This is a genomic window from Nannocystis sp. (genome assembly GCF_016714285.1).
Classification (GTDB): Bacteria; Myxococcota_A; Polyangia; order Nannocystales; family Nannocystaceae; genus Nannocystis.
The window spans coordinates 183,501-199,319 of the sequence record NZ_JADJNN010000019.1 but is presented as its reverse complement, the minus strand read 5'-3'; the positions used below and the strand labels follow the sequence as shown (position 1 = coordinate 199,319).

Annotated in this window: 15 protein-coding genes and 2 pseudogenes; 7 read left to right on the top strand and 10 right to left on the bottom strand. The window is 72.6% G+C overall.

All coding sequences use genetic code 11. From position 1 onward, the window contains the following. Positions 1-1,008: IgGFc-binding protein (locus IPJ59_RS27070; RefSeq protein WP_293273933.1), on the top strand; the 1,008-nt coding region annotated here is incomplete at its 5' end. Positions 1,009-1,123: 115 nt separating this feature from the next. Here the strand turns inward: IPJ59_RS27070 and IPJ59_RS27065 are convergent. After that, entirely contained in the window at positions 1,124-1,387 is a 264-nt protein-coding gene (locus IPJ59_RS27065) for a hypothetical protein (RefSeq protein ID WP_293251511.1), read from the bottom strand. 177 nt (positions 1,388-1,564) lie between these two features. On the opposite strand from IPJ59_RS27065, the gene IPJ59_RS27060 reads away from it, so the two are divergent. Next, positions 1,565-2,068: a CDP-alcohol phosphatidyltransferase family protein gene (locus IPJ59_RS27060; protein ID WP_293273932.1), complete on the top strand. Its 504-nt coding sequence runs from the start codon at positions 1,565-1,567 to the stop codon at positions 2,066-2,068. Positions 2,069-2,114: 46 nt separating this feature from the next. Here the strand turns inward: IPJ59_RS27060 and IPJ59_RS27055 are convergent, their stop codons facing one another. Beyond that, positions 2,115-3,197 (bottom strand): pyridoxal phosphate-dependent aminotransferase, encoded by a 1,083-nt coding sequence (locus IPJ59_RS27055; protein WP_293273931.1) that lies wholly within the window; start codon positions 3,195-3,197, stop codon positions 2,115-2,117. Between the two features lie 277 nt (positions 3,198-3,474). Between IPJ59_RS27055 and IPJ59_RS27050 the strand changes: the two genes are divergently transcribed. The 4 genes from IPJ59_RS27050 (at position 3,475) to IPJ59_RS27035 (ending at position 8,054) form a co-directional block, all read left to right on the top strand. Next, complete coding sequence (locus IPJ59_RS27050; protein ID WP_293273930.1) at positions 3,475-4,611, top strand: mannose-1-phosphate guanylyltransferase; 1,137 nt, start codon at positions 3,475-3,477, stop codon at positions 4,609-4,611. 37 nt (positions 4,612-4,648) lie between these two features. Further along, positions 4,649-5,608, top strand: coding sequence for a CDP-alcohol phosphatidyltransferase family protein (locus IPJ59_RS27045; RefSeq protein WP_293251516.1), 960 nt, complete (start codon positions 4,649-4,651; stop codon positions 5,606-5,608). A gap of 88 nt (positions 5,609-5,696) precedes the next feature. Next, on the top strand, positions 5,697-6,884 hold the full coding sequence (locus tag IPJ59_RS27040) for a hypothetical protein (protein ID WP_293273929.1): 1,188 nt from the start codon (positions 5,697-5,699) through the stop codon (positions 6,882-6,884). A gap of 150 nt (positions 6,885-7,034) precedes the next feature. After that, positions 7,035-8,054 carry a YihY/virulence factor BrkB family protein gene (locus IPJ59_RS27035; RefSeq protein WP_293273928.1) on the top strand — a complete coding sequence of 340 codons (1,020 nt, stop codon included), beginning with the start codon at positions 7,035-7,037 and terminating at the stop codon, positions 8,052-8,054. Here the strand turns inward: IPJ59_RS27035 and IPJ59_RS27030 are convergent. Continuing rightward, positions 8,029-9,216: a CehA/McbA family metallohydrolase gene (locus IPJ59_RS27030; RefSeq protein ID WP_293273927.1), complete on the bottom strand. Its 1,188-nt coding sequence runs from the start codon at positions 9,214-9,216 to the stop codon at positions 8,029-8,031. The two genes, IPJ59_RS27035 and IPJ59_RS27030, sit on opposite strands and share 26 nt — an antisense overlap. Positions 9,217-9,230: 14 nt before the next feature. Continuing rightward, on the bottom strand, positions 9,231-9,716 hold the full coding sequence (locus tag IPJ59_RS27025) for a GNAT family N-acetyltransferase (RefSeq protein WP_293251522.1): 486 nt from the start codon (positions 9,714-9,716) through the stop codon (positions 9,231-9,233). Between the two features lie 131 nt (positions 9,717-9,847). Between IPJ59_RS27025 and IPJ59_RS27020 the strand changes: the two genes are divergently transcribed. Further along, positions 9,848-10,660, top strand: a complete 813-nt coding sequence (locus tag IPJ59_RS27020) for a hypothetical protein (RefSeq protein ID WP_293251524.1) — start codon at positions 9,848-9,850, stop codon at positions 10,658-10,660. Between the two features lie 59 nt (positions 10,661-10,719). Here the strand turns inward: IPJ59_RS27020 and IPJ59_RS27015 are convergent, their stop codons facing one another. From IPJ59_RS27015 to IPJ59_RS26995, 6 genes and pseudogenes are all read right to left on the bottom strand, one after another. Next, the gene (locus tag IPJ59_RS27015; protein WP_293273926.1) at positions 10,720-11,610 is read right to left on the bottom strand and encodes an acyl-CoA desaturase; all 891 of its coding nucleotides are present in this window, start codon (positions 11,608-11,610) and stop codon (positions 10,720-10,722) included. After that, the gene (locus IPJ59_RS27010) at positions 11,607-11,861 is read right to left on the bottom strand and encodes an acyl carrier protein (protein ID WP_293251528.1); all 255 of its coding nucleotides are present in this window, start codon (positions 11,859-11,861) and stop codon (positions 11,607-11,609) included. The genes IPJ59_RS27015 and IPJ59_RS27010 overlap by 4 nt, the downstream gene beginning before the upstream one ends. Continuing rightward, positions 11,858-12,685 (bottom strand): annotated as a pseudogene (locus IPJ59_RS27005) (AMP-binding protein); the annotation flags it as partial. The gene IPJ59_RS27010 and the pseudogene IPJ59_RS27005, both read right to left, overlap by 4 nt. Positions 12,686-12,722: 37 nt before the next feature. Then, positions 12,723-13,595 (bottom strand): annotated as a pseudogene (locus tag IPJ59_RS38170) (AMP-binding protein); the annotation flags it as partial. Further along, positions 13,592-14,191 (bottom strand): hypothetical protein, encoded by a 600-nt coding sequence (locus tag IPJ59_RS27000; RefSeq protein ID WP_293251531.1) that lies wholly within the window; start codon positions 14,189-14,191, stop codon positions 13,592-13,594. The gene IPJ59_RS27000 and the pseudogene IPJ59_RS38170, both read right to left, overlap by 4 nt. Then, positions 14,184-15,818 carry a cytochrome b5 domain-containing protein gene (locus IPJ59_RS26995; protein WP_293273925.1) on the bottom strand — a complete coding sequence of 545 codons (1,635 nt, stop codon included), beginning with the start codon at positions 15,816-15,818 and terminating at the stop codon, positions 14,184-14,186. The genes IPJ59_RS27000 and IPJ59_RS26995 overlap by 8 nt, the downstream gene beginning before the upstream one ends. Between the last annotated feature and the right edge of the window lies 1 nt (position 15,819).

Genomic DNA, 15,819 nt, shown 5'->3' with positions numbered 1-15,819 from the left:
GTCGCCAGCGACTTGCCGATCGTCGCGTACCAGCACGCGCCGCGCGGGGCCCAGCTGACCAACGACGCGTCGATGCTGCTGCCCGAGCCGGCGCTGGCGAAGAACTACGTGATCGCCTCGGCGCGCGAGGGCACGCTGCACAAGAACCATCGCAGCTACTTCGTAGTGATCGCCACGACCGACGACACGACGGTGAGCTGGACGCCGCCGGTCGACACGATCGCGGGCATCGGGGTGCCGATGGTCAAGGCCGGGCAGCAGGGCCAGGTGAAGCTCGATCGCCTCACCACGCTGCAAGTGGCGGCGGCGTACACGGTCGACCTGACCGGGACCTACGTCAGCGCCGACAAGCCGATCTGGGTGGTCGGGGCGTCGGCCTGCACGAGCGAGCCGACCGGCAACCACACCTGCGATCATATCGAGGAGCAGATGCTGCCGATCGACTACTGGGGGAAGACCTACGTGGCCGCGCACGCGCCCAAGCGGGGGACCGAGAAGTACCACTGGCGGGTGTTCGGCGGGCAGGACGGGGTGAAGATCACGACGACGCCGGATCAGACCGGCGGACCCTTCACGCTGATGAAGGGCGAGTTCAAGATCATCACCACCAGCCAGCACTTCATCATGACCGGCGACGCGGCGTTCCTGCCGGTGCAGTACCTCGAGTCGCAGACGGCGGGCGCCGGCACCGGCGACCCGTCGACGGTGCAGATGATCCCGGTCGAGCAGTTTCTCAACCGCTACGTGTTCGCCACCGGCCTCGGCTACACCAAGAACTACGTCCAGATCATCCGCAAGGCCGGGGCGGCGGCGGTCACGGTGGACGGGGTGCAGGTCGGCGGGTACGTGGCGATCGGGGGCTACGAGCTGGCCGACTGGGTGATCACAGAGGGCGCCCACGTCGCCGAGAGCTCGCAGCCCTTCGCCATCATCAACGTCGGTTACACGGACTTCACCTCGTACGCGTACCCGGGCGGGATGAAGCTCGACGTGATCACGCCGCAGTAGGCGTTTGCGGCCCGCGACGGCTGTGGTAGGTGTCGCGCATGAGCAGCTCCTACCCCGACTTGGCCGATCGACTGCCCCCGACGCTGGCGTTCGTCGAGACCGGCGCCGAGGGCGGTCACGCGATGGTGTGCGGTGGGCTCACGGTGCTCGAGCGGGTGCTGCGGGGGTTGCCCAAGCGGGGCATCGTGGTCGCGCAGGTGGCGGCGGAGCCGGTGCCGCTGCGGGCCGACCTGCCGGTGCTGGTCGAGTGGGTGCGGCCGGGCAGCGGGGCGCCGCCGGAGGCCGTGGTGGTGCGTGGGGACGAGGTGCTCGGGAAGCGCGTGGTCGACGCGGCGAGCTGCCGGGCCGCGGAATGGGCGCTGTGCCTGCAGCTGGCCAAGGGGCACCAGGGGCTCATCGACGGCTGGCTTAATTGGCGGGTGTCGATGCCGATCACAAGGCGGCTGGCGAGCACGCGGGTGACGCCGAATCAGGTCACGCTGGCGTCGACGGCGGTCGGGTTGGCGGCGGCGTTTACCGTCGCCGAGGCTCATGGCCGGCGCTGGCGGTCGGCGGGGTGCTCATGCAGCTGCAGTCGATCCTCGACTCCTGCGACGGCGAGCTGGCCCGCCTGCGCTTTCAGGGCAGCAAGCTCGGGCAGTGGCTCGACAATCTCAGCGACGACCTGCTGGACGTCGCGTTCGTCATCGGCGCAGGGGTGGCCGCGGGGGGCGCCTGGTGCACGCTGGCGCTGGTGGCGAGCGGCTTGCGGGTGTTCGGTCAGGCGGTCATGTACCACGAGGTCTACCGCCGCACCGGCAGCGGCGACGCGTACAGCTTCCGCATCTGGTTTCAGCGCGACAAGGGCGAGGTCCAGGAGGTGTTCGGGGTGAAGGGCGTCGGCGGCCACCTGCGGGCGCTGTTTCGCCGCGACACCTACGTGTTCGCGTGGATGTTGCTGTGCCTGTGCGGACAGGTCGAGGCCGTGGTGGTCTACGGGTCGATCCTCGGCGGCATGATCGGCGTGCTGATGGCGCTGCACCTGCTGCTGCGCGGGCCCCTGCCGTCGTCGCGGACGTGACCCAAGGCCCCGTCACGGGCCGCTACGGGCCGCTGGCCGCACGCCGCTACAGGCCCTCAGGCCCTGGGCTGGCAACGGCCGCAGAGCGCGAGCTGCTGCGCATCTGGGCGAGCACGATGTCGACGCGACGCAGGACCTCCTCGGACTGGTCGAGGGTCGGGAGGGTCATGCGTACGAAGTTGGGGAGGCGCGGGAGGTCGCTGCGGTCGCGGATGTAGACGCCCTGCTCGGCCAGGAGGGCGCAGAAGCGGGTGGGCTCGGGCAACTGCACGAGGATGAAGTTCGCGGGCGTCGGGTAGCAGGACAGGCCGCGGCGGCGCAGCTCGGCGGTGAGGAAGGTGCGGGCCTTGTCGACCTCGCTGACGTACCAGCCGTAGTACGGGAGGTCGTCGAGGCAGGCCTGGGCGGCGACCTGGCCGAGGCGATTGACGCTCTTGGGGTTGAAGGGCTTGGCCAGCTCGCCGACCGCGTAGTCTGAGGTGCACAGGTAGCCCATGCGCAGGCCGGCGATGGCGAAGCACTTGGAGAAGGTGCGGGTGACGACGAGGTTGTCGTACTGGTTGACGAGCTCGACGACGGTCTCGCCGTAGAACTCGTGGTAGGCCTCGTCGACGATGAACAGGGTGGAGGGCGCGGCGATCAGCAGGCGCTCGACCTCATCGCGGGTGTAGACGACGCCGGTGGGGTTGTTGGGGCTGACGAGGTAGACCAGCTTGAACTGGCCGCCGCGGACCTGGGCCTCGAGGCGCTCGATGTCGGCGCTGAAGATGTCGCGGCTGAAGAAGTCGACGACCCGGGCGCCGCGCGAGCGGGCGTACACGAGGAAGTGCGTGTACGTCGGCTGCGGGACCAGCACGGCGTCGCCGGGGTCGAGGAAGGTCTTACAGACCAGCTCGAGCGCGTCGTCGGAGCCGTTGGTCACGAGGATCTGCGCGGCGGGGACGTTGGTGTAGTCGGCCAGCGACTCGGCCAGCGAGCGGCTGCCGAGCTCCGGGTACCAGTTGAGATGGTTGCTGTTGCTGAGGAACGAGACGATCGCCTCGTACACCCGCGGCGAGGGCGGGACACTGGCCTCGTTCCAGTCGAGCTTGAAGTGCTGCTCACTCGGACGCTCCCAGATGCGGTCCAACGAGGAAACGGCCCGGTACGGCGAGAGGTTGGCGAGCGAGGGAACGGGGCGCAAAGCAGGGCTGAGTGTGTCGGAATGGCGGCTGCTGTCAAGACTTGGCCGAGTTCGCGTGTCGGGCCCGTCACATGCCTGTGCGAGGCCCTATCGTCCTGATTGGGTGTGCAAGAGGTCGCACAGCGAGGAGATCACACCCGCCGCCACCGGCTGCTCACGGCCGTGATCGCGGTCATGCGCGAGTCTGGTACGACGGGGCGCCAGCGGGTAACCTGCGTGACCCATGGCCCCCGGGGCAGCGCGGAGTGTCGGTGTTGTCCGGGTCGTCGTCATCATGGCCGGCGGGGGCGGGACGCGTCTGTGGCCGGCGTCGACGCCGACGCGGCCGAAGCAGCTGTTGCAGCTGAGCGAGCGCCCGCCGAGCACGCTGCTCGCGGCGGCGGTCGAGCGGGCGCGTCGCCTGGTGCCGCTCGAGCGGATCTTCGTGGTCACCAACATCGCCCTGGTGCCGGCTGTGGAGGCTGCGGTGCCCGATCTGCCGCCCGCCAACGTGATTCCCGAGCCGCGGCCGCGCAGCACCGCGCCCTGCGTCGCGCTGGCCCTCCTGCACGTCCGCCAGCGCCTGCGGGATCGGGGCTGTACGGAAGAACAGGTCGCAAAGGCCACGTTGACGGTGCTGCCGGCGGACCATCACATCGGCGATCTGGATCGATTCACCGCGTTGCTGGAGCTTGCATGTGAGCAGGCGGAGGAGATGGGGGGGATCGTGACGCTGGGGGTCGAGCCGCGCGAGGCCAGCACCGCCTACGGCTACATCGAGCGCGGGCCGGAGCCGCTGGCGCGGCGCGGCGCGGCGTTCGTGTATCCGGCGCTGCGCTTCGTGGAGAAGCCGGATGCGGTGCGGGCCCAGATCTTCGTCGAGACCGGGCACTTCCTGTGGAACGCCGGCATCTTCGTGATGCCGCTCGGGCGCGCCGCGGAGGAGCTCGAGCGCCACGCGCGGCCGATGTGGCGGGCGCTCGCGCCGGTCGCGGCGGCGCTGCTCGCCCACCGGGACCCCTGGCCCGCCGCGGTCACCGCCTACGACGCGATCACGGCCGAGGCGATCGACATCGCGGTGATGGAGAAGCAGCGCGACCTCTGCGTCATCCCGATGCGCCTGCCGTGGACGGACCTCGGCTCGTGGTCGGCGATGCATGACGCGTTGCCGAAGGACAGCCGCGATAACGTGGTGGTGGCGCCGGCCACGGCGGGGGTGCAGCTGATCGACAGTCAAGGCGTGCTGGTGTGGAGCGAGGGACTCGAGGTCGCGGTGCTGGGGATGCGTGACGTGGCCGTGGTGGTCAGCGGGGGGCGGGTGCTGGTGTGCCCGCTCGATCGCGCCGAGGAGGTGCGTCGCCTCGGCGAGCGCCGCTCTTGACAGTTTGGGCTTGATCTTGCGACACCCTCGGGGCGCCATGGCCAGCGACGAAGCTCCGCACCCGATCCCACCGCGCGCCGAGGACACGGCGTGGAGCTACGGGCGCACGCTCAAGGACCCGAGCACCGAGGAGCTGGTCGACCTGTACCTGCACCGACCGCTGGCGTACTTGCTGTTGCGGCCGCTCGAGCACGCGGCGTGGCGGCCGACGCCCAACCAGTTCACGCTCGCCGGCGGGGCGATCGGGCTGTTCGGGGCGGCGCTGATCTTGGTCGCGCCGCTCGGGTCCTGGCTGTGGCCGCTGGCCGCGTGCCTGCTGTTCTTCGCCAACATCCTCGACTGTGTGGATGGCATGCTGGCGCGGCTGACGGGGCAGGGCAGCGCGCGCGGGATGCTGCTCGACGGGATGATCGACTTCATCATCGGCGTGGCGTTCTGGTTGGCGATGTCGATACGCACGGCGCCCGACTGGGGCGTGTGGACCGTGCCGGCGGCGCTCAGCATCGTGCTCAGCGTCCTGATCCACACGGGGCTCTACGATCACATGCGCCTGCGCTACGGCGTGCTGGTGAGCCCGCCGCGGTCGCAGGCCACGGCGTCGCGGCCGCACGCCGAGGCCGAGGACGCAGCCCCGCGTGGGCTGAGGACCCGCATGCAGGACGCCTTCTTCGCGTTCGCGCAGGGCTTCTACGAGGTCACGTACACCAACATCTCGCGGATCTGCATCGGCGTCGAGCCGAGCTCGCCGCGGCCCGCGGTGCACCCGGAGTTCGCGCGGCAGCTGTTCGCCGGGCCGATGCGCATGGCCACCTATCTCGGCCTCGGCACCCACCTGCTGCTGATGTTCATCGGCACGGCGACGGCGATCGTGCACCTGCACTTGCCCTTTTACATCGCGCTCGGGGTGGTGGTGGGCTTGCTCAACTTGTGGGCCGTGCTGGTGGTGGTGGCGTGGCGTCGGGCCGAGGCGTTGATCGCCGAGCTGCGCGAGGCCTGATCACGGGTGTCGGGCTGCGCCCTGGGTGTGAGGCTGCGGCGCGCGAATGGGCGTCGCGCGGATTCGTGCCGGCGTGGTAGGGTGGGCCATGGTGCCCCGTCCCTGGGCTTTCCCGGCTCGCTTCGATCCCGAGCCGACGCGCACGCCGGGGGAGCTGGCGCTCGGCCTGCATCGGGCGGTCGGCGAGCTGCGGCGGGCCGCGAGGTCGCAGGCGCTGCGTGCGGGCGAGGGGGCGGTGCTGCTGTGTGAGCTGCTGCCGGCGGCGATCGAGGTAGTCGACGATCCGGTCGGGACGGTGGCGGCCGCGGTGGCGCGGTCGATCGACGCGCTCGCGCCGGTGATCGCGGCGGCCCCGACCTCGCCGGCGCAGCGCGACCAGTGGCTCGGGCGCCTGTGGGCCGCGCTTACGGGCGACGCGGGGGGGCACCTGCGCCGGCTCGCGGAGCACTGGGGGGCGCTGTGCGTGACGCCGACGCGGGCGCAGGCGTGGGCCGAGCGGCTGCTGCCAGAGGCGCGCGAGGGGGTGGCGACGGCGGCGAGCGTCGCCTGTCTCGCGAGCCAGGTCGCGGCGGGGCAGCACGAGGAGGCGCTCGAGCTGCTGGCGGGGCGCACGATCGCGGTCTGGCCCGAGAGACAGTTCGGTGTGCGGGCGCTGGCGGCCCGCGGTGAGCTGGCGGCGGCGATCGCCTACGCGGAGGCGAGCAATCCGCTGGGGCACCGCCACGCGCAGGACATCGCCCGGGTGTGCGAGGCGGTGCTGGCCTTGGGTGGGCAGCGCGAGGCGGCGTACCGGCGCTTCGCCTTCGTGGCGCACACGCGGCAGAACTGCAGGCAGAGCTTTGAGGCGCTGCGGCGGGCCTATCCCGAGCGGGCGGCGAGCGAGCTGCTCGGCGATCTGATCGCGGCGAGCCCGGGGCAGGAGGGGCGATGGTTCGCCACGGCCTGCTCGCTGCGATTCTTCGCGCTGGCGGCCGAGATCGCGGGGCGCTCGCCCTGCGACCCGCGCACTCTGGTCCGGGCCGGGCTGCAGCGGCTCGAGGTCGATCCGGGCTTCGCTGGCGAGGTGGCGCTGGCGGCGATCCGCTGGCTGTGCGGCGGGCACGGGGTCGAGATCAGCGGCGACGACGTGTATGCGGCGCACGATCTGGCGCGCGACGCGGCGCTGCGAATGGGCACGCAGGGGGCGCTGCGGGGCGCTGTGGCGGCGATCTGCGATCAGCCGCATCCGGCGGCGCAGTGGGTCCACGGGCTGCTGGCGCGCGAGCTCGAGGGCTAGGCGCGGGGCGCTGCCACGCGAGCTCGAGGGCCTGGCGCGCGGGCCGCAATTGATCGTCGCGGCGGTGACCTCGGGGTGGAGTGGCGGCGTGGGGTGCACGCGGCGGAGCGCTCGACGGTCGCTGCGATCGGATGCACGTTCGCGGCGCTCATGCGCAGGGTGATTCGACTGATCAAGGCGACGATCGCGGAGTTCGTCGCGGCGGACCCGTTCACGCAGGCGGCGGCGCTGTCCTACTACACGCTGCTGTCGCTCGCGCCGCTGCTGCTGATGATCGTGTCGGTGGCGGGCCTGGTGTACGGGGAGGAGGCGGCGCGGGGCGAGGTGCTGGCGCGCTTCGAGCTGGCGATCGGGAGGCCGGGGGCCGAGCTGGCCCAGGAGGTGCTGGCGAACGCCCACGCGCAGGGGGCCGGCTGGTTCTCGGCGACGATCTCGGTGGTCGGTGTGCTGGTCGGCGCGACCACGGCGCTCGGCCAGCTGCAGACGGCGCTCGACAAGATCTGGGGCGTGAAGCCGCCGCGCCTGGCCTGGTTCGCGCTGCTGCGCGGGCGCGCGATGAGCCTGCTGTTTATCCTGCTGCTCGGGGCGTCGGTGGTCGCGTCGGTGGTGGCAAGCTCGCTGATCTCGGCGCTGTCGGCTCGCACGGTCGCGGCGCTCGACGGGCTGTGGCGCCTCGCCGACATCGGCCTGCCGCTGGCGTTGATGACCGTGCTGTTCGCGGGGCTGTTCAAGCTGCTGCCGAGCGCGGAGACGCGGTGGCGCGACCTGTGGATCGGGGCGGCGATCACCTCGCTGCTGTTCACGCTGGGTCGCCTGCTGATCGGGTTCTATGTCGGCCGCGCGGGCGTCGCGTCGGCGTACGGGGCCGCGGGATCGGTGATCGGGCTGATGGTGTGGGTCTACTACTCGGCGGTGATCGTGCTGTTCGGGGCCGAGGCCACGCATGTGGTGGCGCGCCAGCGCGGGGGCGAGGTCGTGCAGCGGCGCTTTCGCGGCGATGCGGCGAGCGGGCCGAACAGCCCCGCGGGCGGTCCGATCAGCGGGCCGATCACCGGGCCGATCATCGCTCCGATCATCGCTCCGATCAGCAGTCCGATCAGGGCTCCGAGCAAGGCTCCGCTCAGCGATGCGATCAGCCCTTCGCTCAGCGCAAATACACCGGGTTCGTGAGCGCGAGGAGCTGTCGACCCGATCGCAGCTCGGCGCGGATGAAGTCGCCGGGGGCGGCGCGCAGGTGCAGGCGCACGAGCTCGTCGGCTGTAGCGATCGGACGGGTGTGGAGCAGGCCGGCGCGGCCGAGCACGGTCAGGGTGGCGCCGGCGCCGGCGAGCACGCGCAGCTGGACGTCGACGGTGGGGCCGGTGAGGGCGAGGCTGTCGCCCTCGCGGGCATCGGCGAAGTCGAGGGCGCCGCCGGCCTCGAGGCCGAGGAGGACTTGCGGGGCGTGGGCGTCGCGGACGACGAGCAGGTGGCCGGCACGGATCGCGGCGAGGATCGCGGTCGGGTCGCAGCGGGCGGCGTAGACCCAGTTGAGCGGGTGACGGTGGCGGCGGATCGTCGCGCCGGGGTGGAGGTCGGTGCCGGCGATCGCGAGCAGGCGTTCGCCGCCGACGAGGCGCTCGTGCCACCAGCGCTGGGCGGCGCCGTTGCGCATGAGGGCGAGGTCGAGGCCCCAGACCTCGACACCGTCCGCGCCGAAGCTGTCGTCGGGCCAGGTGCGCAGGGGGACCCGCGGGTGGGCGATGATCACGAGGCCGCCGCGCGCGTGGGTGCGGTCGACCATGGCCTGGAAGTCGGCGCGGGTGGTCGCGCTGCGCCACGGCGGGGGGAGGATCGCGTCGTTGCGGTCGACGGCGGCGAAGCCGATCAGCAGGGCGTGGCCGCGGCGGGTGGTCCACTCCATGCCGGGGATCACGGCGATCGGGGCGCGGGCGATCTGCGGGTCGAAGTTGGCGTCGATGGCGTTGTGGTCGGTGAGGACGATCGCTACGACGCCGTCGCGCTGGAAGGCCGCGATCGCGTCGTGGAGGCCGCGCGGGCTGTAGGCCCAGGCGGCCTGCTGCGGGCGTGGATCGTGGCTGTAGCGGTCGGAGACGATCGTGTGCACGTGGTTGGCGACGAGGCAGCGCAGCGGGACGGCGGGGAGGTCGGGGAGCGGCTGCACGAGCTCGGCGAGCGCGCGCGCGTCGGGGTAGCGGTGGCTGCACGCGGCGGTGAGGGCGAGGGCGGCGACACGGAGGACGCGGCGGAGATCGCTGGCGCTGCGGTCGGTGAGCGGGGTGAGCTTTTGGTCGCGGGCGCGGAGCTCGAGGGGGTCGCTGCGGTCGAGCATGGAGGAGCCTGGCCTCAGGGGTCGGCGCGGGCGAGCGCGAGGAGGGCGTCGCCGGTGAGGCGATGGGCGACCCAGCCGTCGACCGGGCGGGCGCCGATGCGGCGATAGAAGTCGAGCGCGGGGGCGTTCCAGTCGAGGACCATCCAGTCCATGCGGCCGCAGCCGCGAGCGACGGCGAGGCGAGCGAGCCGGGCGAGCAGGCGGTGGCCGATGCCGCGGGCGCGGTGGGCCGGCTCGACGAAGAGATCCTCGAGGTAGAGGCCGGGTCGGCCGCGCCAGGTCGAGTAGTTGGCGAAGTGCAGGGCGAAGCCGACGACGCGGTCATCGAGCTCGGCGAGCAGGCACTCGAAGGGGGGGCGCTCGGCGGAGAGCTGCTCGCGCAGGCGCTCGGGTGTGAGCTCGACGGCGTCGGGTTCGCGCTCGTAGGTGGCGAGGGCGACGATGAGGCGGTGGAGCTCCGCGGCGTCGGCCGGGCGCGCGGGGCGGATGACGAGCGACATGGCGCGAGCTTGCCACGCGCAGGGACGGCTGGGGAGGCGTGGGGAGCGAGGCGCGGCTTCTCGAGTGGACAGGCGCGCCGTTTCGCTGCATGCAGGCAGCCATGCACAACCTGACCCTTCGTTCTACCCGGATGCTGTCTCTCGTCTCCACCCTCGTGATCGCCGCGGCTTGCGGCGACGACAAGGGCGGCACGGACGGCAGCTCCGGCGCCACGGCCACCGACACCGCTGGCACCGACTCGCCGACGACCACACCGACCAGCGACCCGACCGCGGACCCGACGTCTGGTCCGGCGGGCAGCTTCTGTCAGGAGGAGTGCAGCGTCGACGCGGACTGCAAGGAGATGGGGATGGACCTCGGCTTCACCTGCAGCGAGGGCCGCTGTACCAGCGACTCCGGCAAGTGCACGGGGGACATCGACTGCCAGGTGCTGCTCAGCGGGTGGGTCACGACCTGCACCGGCCAGGCGGAGTGCCCGGGGCAGGTGTGCATCGACATCGGCGGCGGACAGGGCCGCTGCGCCACGGCGCCCTCGGACTTCGTGATGTGCGAGACGCTGCTTCAGAAGGAGATCCAGGCGCCGCCGATCGAGGGCGGGGCGGACGTCACGGTCTGCGCCAACACCGACTACACCTGCAAGGACAGCGTCTGTCAGAACCCGTGCGAGAGCGACGCGGACTGTTCGGCGCTGCCGGGCTACCCGCACTGCGACACCGGCACCGGCGCTTGCCAGTGCACCAGCGACGACGACTGCAAGGCGACGACGTCACCGGCGGCCTCGGTCTGCCACGACGGCTTCTGCGGCTGCGGCAAGGACGAGGACTGCGCCGGGGCGACCAACGCCGACGTGTGCACGGCCGGCGGCTTCTGCGGCTGCTCGGACGCGACGGTCTGCAAGACCCAGTCCTTCGACGGCACGAAGGTGGTGTGCGAGGGCATCTGAGCCGCACCACGCGATCGTGAGGCCGCGGGCTGCGGTGAGCTCCGCGTCGCGGGCCCGCGCTAACTTCGCGGCCCGCGGATCTTCCACGCGAGGCCGAGGGCGCCGAGCAGGCGGATGAACAGGCCGGCGAGGTCGAGCTGGCGCGGCGAGAAGCCGTGGAAGGCGGAGCTCTGCGCGTGGTGGTGGTTGTTGTGCCACGACTCGCCGAACGAGGGCAGCGCGAGCCAGGCGTTGTTGGTGCTGCGGTCGCCGGTGGCGTGCGGGCGATCGCCCCACAGGTGACACACCGAGTTGATCGACCAGATCACGTGCTGGATGAGGAATAGGCGGAGGAGGCCGCCCCACAGCAGGCCCTCGAGCGCGCCCAGCGGGCTGCGGGTGATCGCGCCGACGACCAGCGCCGGGGCGAGCAGGCCGAGCAGCAGCCACAGCGGATAGAGGTGGTTGACGGCCGCGATCACGGGGTCGCGGATGAGGTCCTTGGCGTGGCGGGCGGTGTTGGGCAGCGGGTGGGTCCACAGCCAGCCCATGTGCGCGTGCCAGAAGCCGCGCCAGCCGGCGTGCGGGCCAGCGTCGCTGACGTGGGGGGAGTGCGGGTCCTCGGGCTCGTCGCTGCGCTCGTGGTGCAGGCGGTGCAGCGCGACCCAGTAGATCAGCGGGCCCTGGCCGGCCAGGCCGCCGCAGATCGCGAGGGCGACGCGGACGCCGGTGCCGGCCTCGAAGGCGCGGTGGGTGAAGAGGCGGTGGTAGCCGACGGTGATGCCGAGCGCCGAGAGCACGTAGAGGACGACCAGGCTGGCGATCGCGGGGGGGCTGACATCACCTGTCTGAAAGGCCAGGAGCGCGGCCGCGACGGCGCCGAGCGGCGGGACCCAGGCGAGCGCGTGGACGTGGCGGCGGCGGCCGGCGTCGAGGCGGCGGCTGCCTTGCAGGGTCTGGGGGGCGCTCATGCGCCGCGCCCGAGGTGCTGCGCGAGCTTGCGGACGGTGTCGTGCTTGACGAGGAGGGTGGGGGGCAGCTCGCGGCCGAGCCAGTCCTCGAGGCCGCCGAGGACGTCGAGGGCGGTGACAGAGTCGAGGCCGAAGTCGGGGAAGGATGTGTCGAGGTCGATGTCGTCGGCGTAGATGCCGAGGAGGTGGGCGACGCGGGCCTGCAGCCAGGCGGAGATCTCGGCGGCGCTGGGTCTGGCGGAGCTGGTCATGGGGACATGTCCTTTGGGGCAAGTCGGCCGCGCAGGTGGAGCTCGCGGGTGAGGCCGCGCTGGAGCTTGCCGCTGGTGGTGCGCGGGAGGGCGCTGGTGGGCAGGAGGACGACCTCGGCGACGGTGAGGCCGAGGCTGCGGGCGACGTGGCCGCGGATCTGCTGCGCGAGCGCGGCGGGCTCGCGGGTGTGGGCCTCGACGGCGAGCACGAGGGCCTCGCTGTCCGGGCCGGGGCGCGTGAAGGCGACGACCTTGCCGTCGCGCACGCCGGGCAGCTCGGCGACGACGCGCTCGATGTCCTGCGGGTCGTAGTTGCGGCCGTGGAGGATGACGAGGTCCTTGCTGCGGCCGGTGACGTGGAGCTCGCCGTCGGCGAGGTAGCCGCGGTCGCCGGTGCGCAGGCCCTGGTGGGTGAAGGCGGCGGCGCTGGCCTCGGGGTCGTGCTCGTAGCCGTCGCCGAGGCTGGGGCCGCGGACGAGGATGTGACCGACGCGGCGCTCGGGCAGCGGGGCGCCGGCGTCGTCGACGATGAGGATCTCGTGGCCCGGCAGAGGGCGGCCGCAGGATACGAAGCGGAGCTCCGGTTCGTCGTCGCGGACGGGCCTCGCGTGGCCGTCGCTGTGATAGTCGGCGGCGGCGATCCGGTCGACGCGCAGGCGCTCGTCGAGGGCGACGAAGCTGACGGCGAGGGTCGCCTCGGCGAGGCCGTAACACGGGAGGATCGCGCTCGGGCGCAGGCCGGCGGGGGCGTGGTGATCGAGGAAGGCGTGCAGGGCCGGGGCGTGGATCGGCTCGGCGCCGCAGCCGAGCACGCGCAGGCAGGAGAGGTCGAGGCCGGTGAGCGCGGGGGGCGCGGCGCAGCGCGAGCACGTACGCGAAGTTGGGGGCGAAGGTGATGCTGCCGCGGAAGCGGTGCACGGCCTCCAACCAGCGGCGCGGCTGCTTGATGAAGGCGCCGGGGGTCATGAACACGACGGGCACGCGGTAGCGCAGGGGCGCGAGGACGAAGCCGATGAGGCCCATGTCGTGGTGTAGCGGCAACCAGCACACGCCGACGTCGTCGGGGCCGCTGCGCAGGCCGTCGACCATGATCGCGTGGGTGTTGGCGGCGATCGCCCGGTGGCTGACGCGGACGCCGCGTGGGCGGCCGGTGCTGCCGGAGGTGAACTGCAGGAAGGCGGGATCGTCGCTGGCGAAGCTGTCGGGGTCGGGCAGCGCGGGGCCGGTCTTTTGGGACATGTCCTCCAGGACATGCACGACGAGGCCGGGGCAGAGCGCGGCGAGCGGGGCGGCGGCCTCGCTGCGCTCGCGGCCGAGGACCACGCGCGTGGCCCCGGCGGCGCGGAGGATCTGCGCGCAGTGGGCGAGCCAGCGGGCGGGGTCGCGGATCGTGGAGGCGTCGGCGAGCGGGACCGGGACGGCGCCGAGGCGGGCGAGGCCGAGGAAGGCGACGAGGAAGCTCTCGGGGTCGGGGACGATCACGCCGACGCGCTCGCCCTGGCGAGCGCTGGCTGCCGCGAGGGCGCGGGCGTGGTCCTCGATGGCGTCGACGAGCGCGGCGAAGCTGATCTGGCGGACCGCGTCGGCCTCGCCGAGGAAGATCGGGCCGCGGTCGTGGCGGTCGCGGAGGGCGACGATCGTGTGGGCGAGGGTCGGCTCGCGCTCGCGGACGCGGGTGAGGTCTGCTGCGGGGGCGGGCTCGCGGACGCGGGGGAGCGGGTCCAGCAGGCTCATGCGCGCCTCCCCAGCTCGAAGCGGAGGGCCTCGGCGCGGTCCTCGAGGCGGGCCTGGGCGGGCGCGCCGACGGCGATCTGCTGCAGGAGCGCGGCGATCCGCTCCGGATGCGCGGTGGGGCGGCCGCTGGCGAGCTGCAGCCAGCGGCTGCGGGTCCAGCTGATGGCCTTCAGGACATGTCCCTTCGGACCTGCCTCGAGGACCAGGCCCTCGACCCACACCGAGTCGGGGCCGGCGAGCAGGAGGCGGGTGCGCAGGCGCAGCTCCTCGAGCGGGCGCAGCGGGCGGAGGAGGAGCAGCTCGTGGCTGTGGGGCTGCCAGGTGCAGCCGCCGCGGCGCAGCTCGGCGGCGAGGTCGAGGCCGTAGGCAGAGGCGAGCTGGAGGGCGCGGGCGTGCTCGATGCGCTCGAGGATGCGGGCGGCGGGGACCTGGCCGGTGAAGTCGACGTCGGCGAGACCGAGGCGCTCGCTGGTCTCGGGCTCGCGCGGCGGGACGGGGTCCGTGTTGTGGAGCGAGGCGTTGCGGGCGCGGGCACGCTCGTAGCCGCGGACCTGCTCGAGCACGCCGTGGTGGACTTCTTGCCAGGTGTCAGTCATGGGTCGGCTCCGCCGGGTCGGGGCCGGCGACGCGGCCGACCCGGAAGTTGCTCATGAGGATCTGCGCGGCCTCGGAGTGGCCGACGCGCTCGAAGGCGCGGGTGGCGTCCTTGCCGGCGAACTGCAGCAGCGGCTTGCGGCCGCCGGGGTGCATGGCGAGGAAGGCGGAGACATCGATGACGTCGCCGCGGACGACGATCCACGCGCTCTCGGGGCTGTTGTGGCGGGCGACCTCGGACCACGGGATCGCGGGCAGCGGGAGCTCGGGGATCTCGTCCAGGTGCTGGGTCGGCGGGAGGCCCTCGGGGTAGCCGTGGTTCTTGCCGTGGGCCTCGGGCGGCGGGGTGGCGGCGGGGTCGTGCGACCACGCGGGGCGCGGCATGGTGTAGCCGCGGCGGTAGACGCCGAGCTCGTCGACGCGGGCGCCGTGGGGGTAGACGGGCGAGCTGTGCAGCGAGCGGATCCACGGCGCGCGTGGGAGGAGGGCGCCGAGGCGGCCGATCGCGCCGAGGGTCTCGCGGACCAGCTGCAGGCTCGCGGGCGGCGGATCGGGGTAGCCGCAGGCGCGGCGAAAGTCGTCGTCCATGCCGACCATGAGGGCGGTGAGCCAGTGCGGGCGCAGGGGCTCGGGGAGCGGCTCCATCAGCTGGGCGGTGAGCTTCTCGAAGGAGGCGCGGGTGATCTCGGAGGGCTTGGCGGCCGCGCTGGCGGCGTGCCACCAGCGGCGCATCTCGTCGATGTCGTCGGTGAGGCCCTGGATCCGCATGAGGCGGCCGACGCGGATGTGCTCGTGGAACCAGCCGAGGCGCTCGAGCTCGGTGAAGGGGCGCCAGCCGAGGCGGGCGTTCCACAGCTCGGGGACGAAGACGAGGTTCAGCAGGACCCACTTGAAGGCGTCGTTGGGGAGGCTGTAGCGGCCGTGGATCTGGTTGATGCGGGCGACCGCGGCGCGGCCGCGGCGGCTCTCGGGGCCCCACTGGTGGATGTTGTCGAACAGCAGGACGGTGTCGATGAAGCGCTTGTAGGTGCGAAGGCCGAACTCGCCGGTGCTGAAGAAGAACAGGTTGGCCTGGGGGGCGATCAGCGGGCGCATCTCCTCGAGGGCGCCGAAGAACACGCGCTCGCTGCGAAAGTGATAGGTGACGGCGAGGTGGATGATCGCGCTGTCGCGCTGGGGGTCGAGGCCGGCGAGCTCGTCGGGCTCGGGCGGGCGCAGCATGGCGGCGACGCGGCGCTCGAGCTCGCGGTGGCGTTCACCGGCGTCGATCAGCACGGCCCGGAGTTCACCGAGATCGCTGCGTTCGGGGGCGGCGTCGAGGGCGAGCAGGAGGGCCTCGACCTCGGCGCGCGGGTAGACGCAGGTGCCGGGGTCGAGGGCCGCGAGGGCGCGGACGATGAAGCCGCGGTGAGCCTCGCGGCGGGCGAGGCGAGCGACGCGGCCGCGGGCCTCCTCGCACAGGTGGACGAGCTCCTCCTTGACGGCGGCGAGGATGCGCTCGGTGGGGAGCTCCGGGACCAGCAGGGCGGCGCCCAGCAGGGCCTCGAGCTGGCGCCGTAGCTCGCGGGGGTCGTCGGCGTGCTGCTGCACGAGCGCGACGATCGGGTCGGCGATGAACATCCCGTCCATG

What these genes read in the sequence shown, in the direction of transcription:
- IPJ59_RS27050 (WP_293273930.1), top strand. Translation starts at nt 3,475, where the DNA reads ATGGCCCCCGGGGCAGCGCGGAGTGTCGGTGTTGTCCGGGTCGTCGTC.
- IPJ59_RS27045 (WP_293251516.1), top strand. Translation starts at nt 4,649, where the DNA reads ATGGCCAGCGACGAAGCTCCGCACCCGATCCCACCGCGCGCCGAGGAC.
- IPJ59_RS27040 (WP_293273929.1), top strand. Translation starts at nt 5,697, where the DNA reads ATGGTGCCCCGTCCCTGGGCTTTCCCGGCTCGCTTCGATCCCGAGCCG.
- IPJ59_RS27035 (WP_293273928.1), top strand. Translation starts at nt 7,035, where the DNA reads ATGCGCAGGGTGATTCGACTGATCAAGGCGACGATCGCGGAGTTCGTC.
- IPJ59_RS27030 (WP_293273927.1), bottom strand. Translation starts at nt 9,216, where the DNA reads ATGCTCGACCGCAGCGACCCCCTCGAGCTCCGCGCCCGCGACCAAAAG.
- IPJ59_RS27025 (WP_293251522.1), bottom strand. Translation starts at nt 9,716, where the DNA reads ATGTCGCTCGTCATCCGCCCCGCGCGCCCGGCCGACGCCGCGGAGCTC.
- IPJ59_RS27020 (WP_293251524.1), top strand. Translation starts at nt 9,848, where the DNA reads ATGCTGTCTCTCGTCTCCACCCTCGTGATCGCCGCGGCTTGCGGCGAC.
- IPJ59_RS27015 (WP_293273926.1), bottom strand. Translation starts at nt 11,610, where the DNA reads ATGAGCGCCCCCCAGACCCTGCAAGGCAGCCGCCGCCTCGACGCCGGC.
- IPJ59_RS27010 (WP_293251528.1), bottom strand. Translation starts at nt 11,861, where the DNA reads ATGACCAGCTCCGCCAGACCCAGCGCCGCCGAGATCTCCGCCTGGCTG.
- IPJ59_RS27000 (WP_293251531.1), bottom strand. Translation starts at nt 14,191, where the DNA reads ATGACTGACACCTGGCAAGAAGTCCACCACGGCGTGCTCGAGCAGGTC.
- IPJ59_RS26995 (WP_293273925.1), bottom strand. Translation starts at nt 15,818, where the DNA reads ATGGACGGGATGTTCATCGCCGACCCGATCGTCGCGCTCGTGCAGCAG.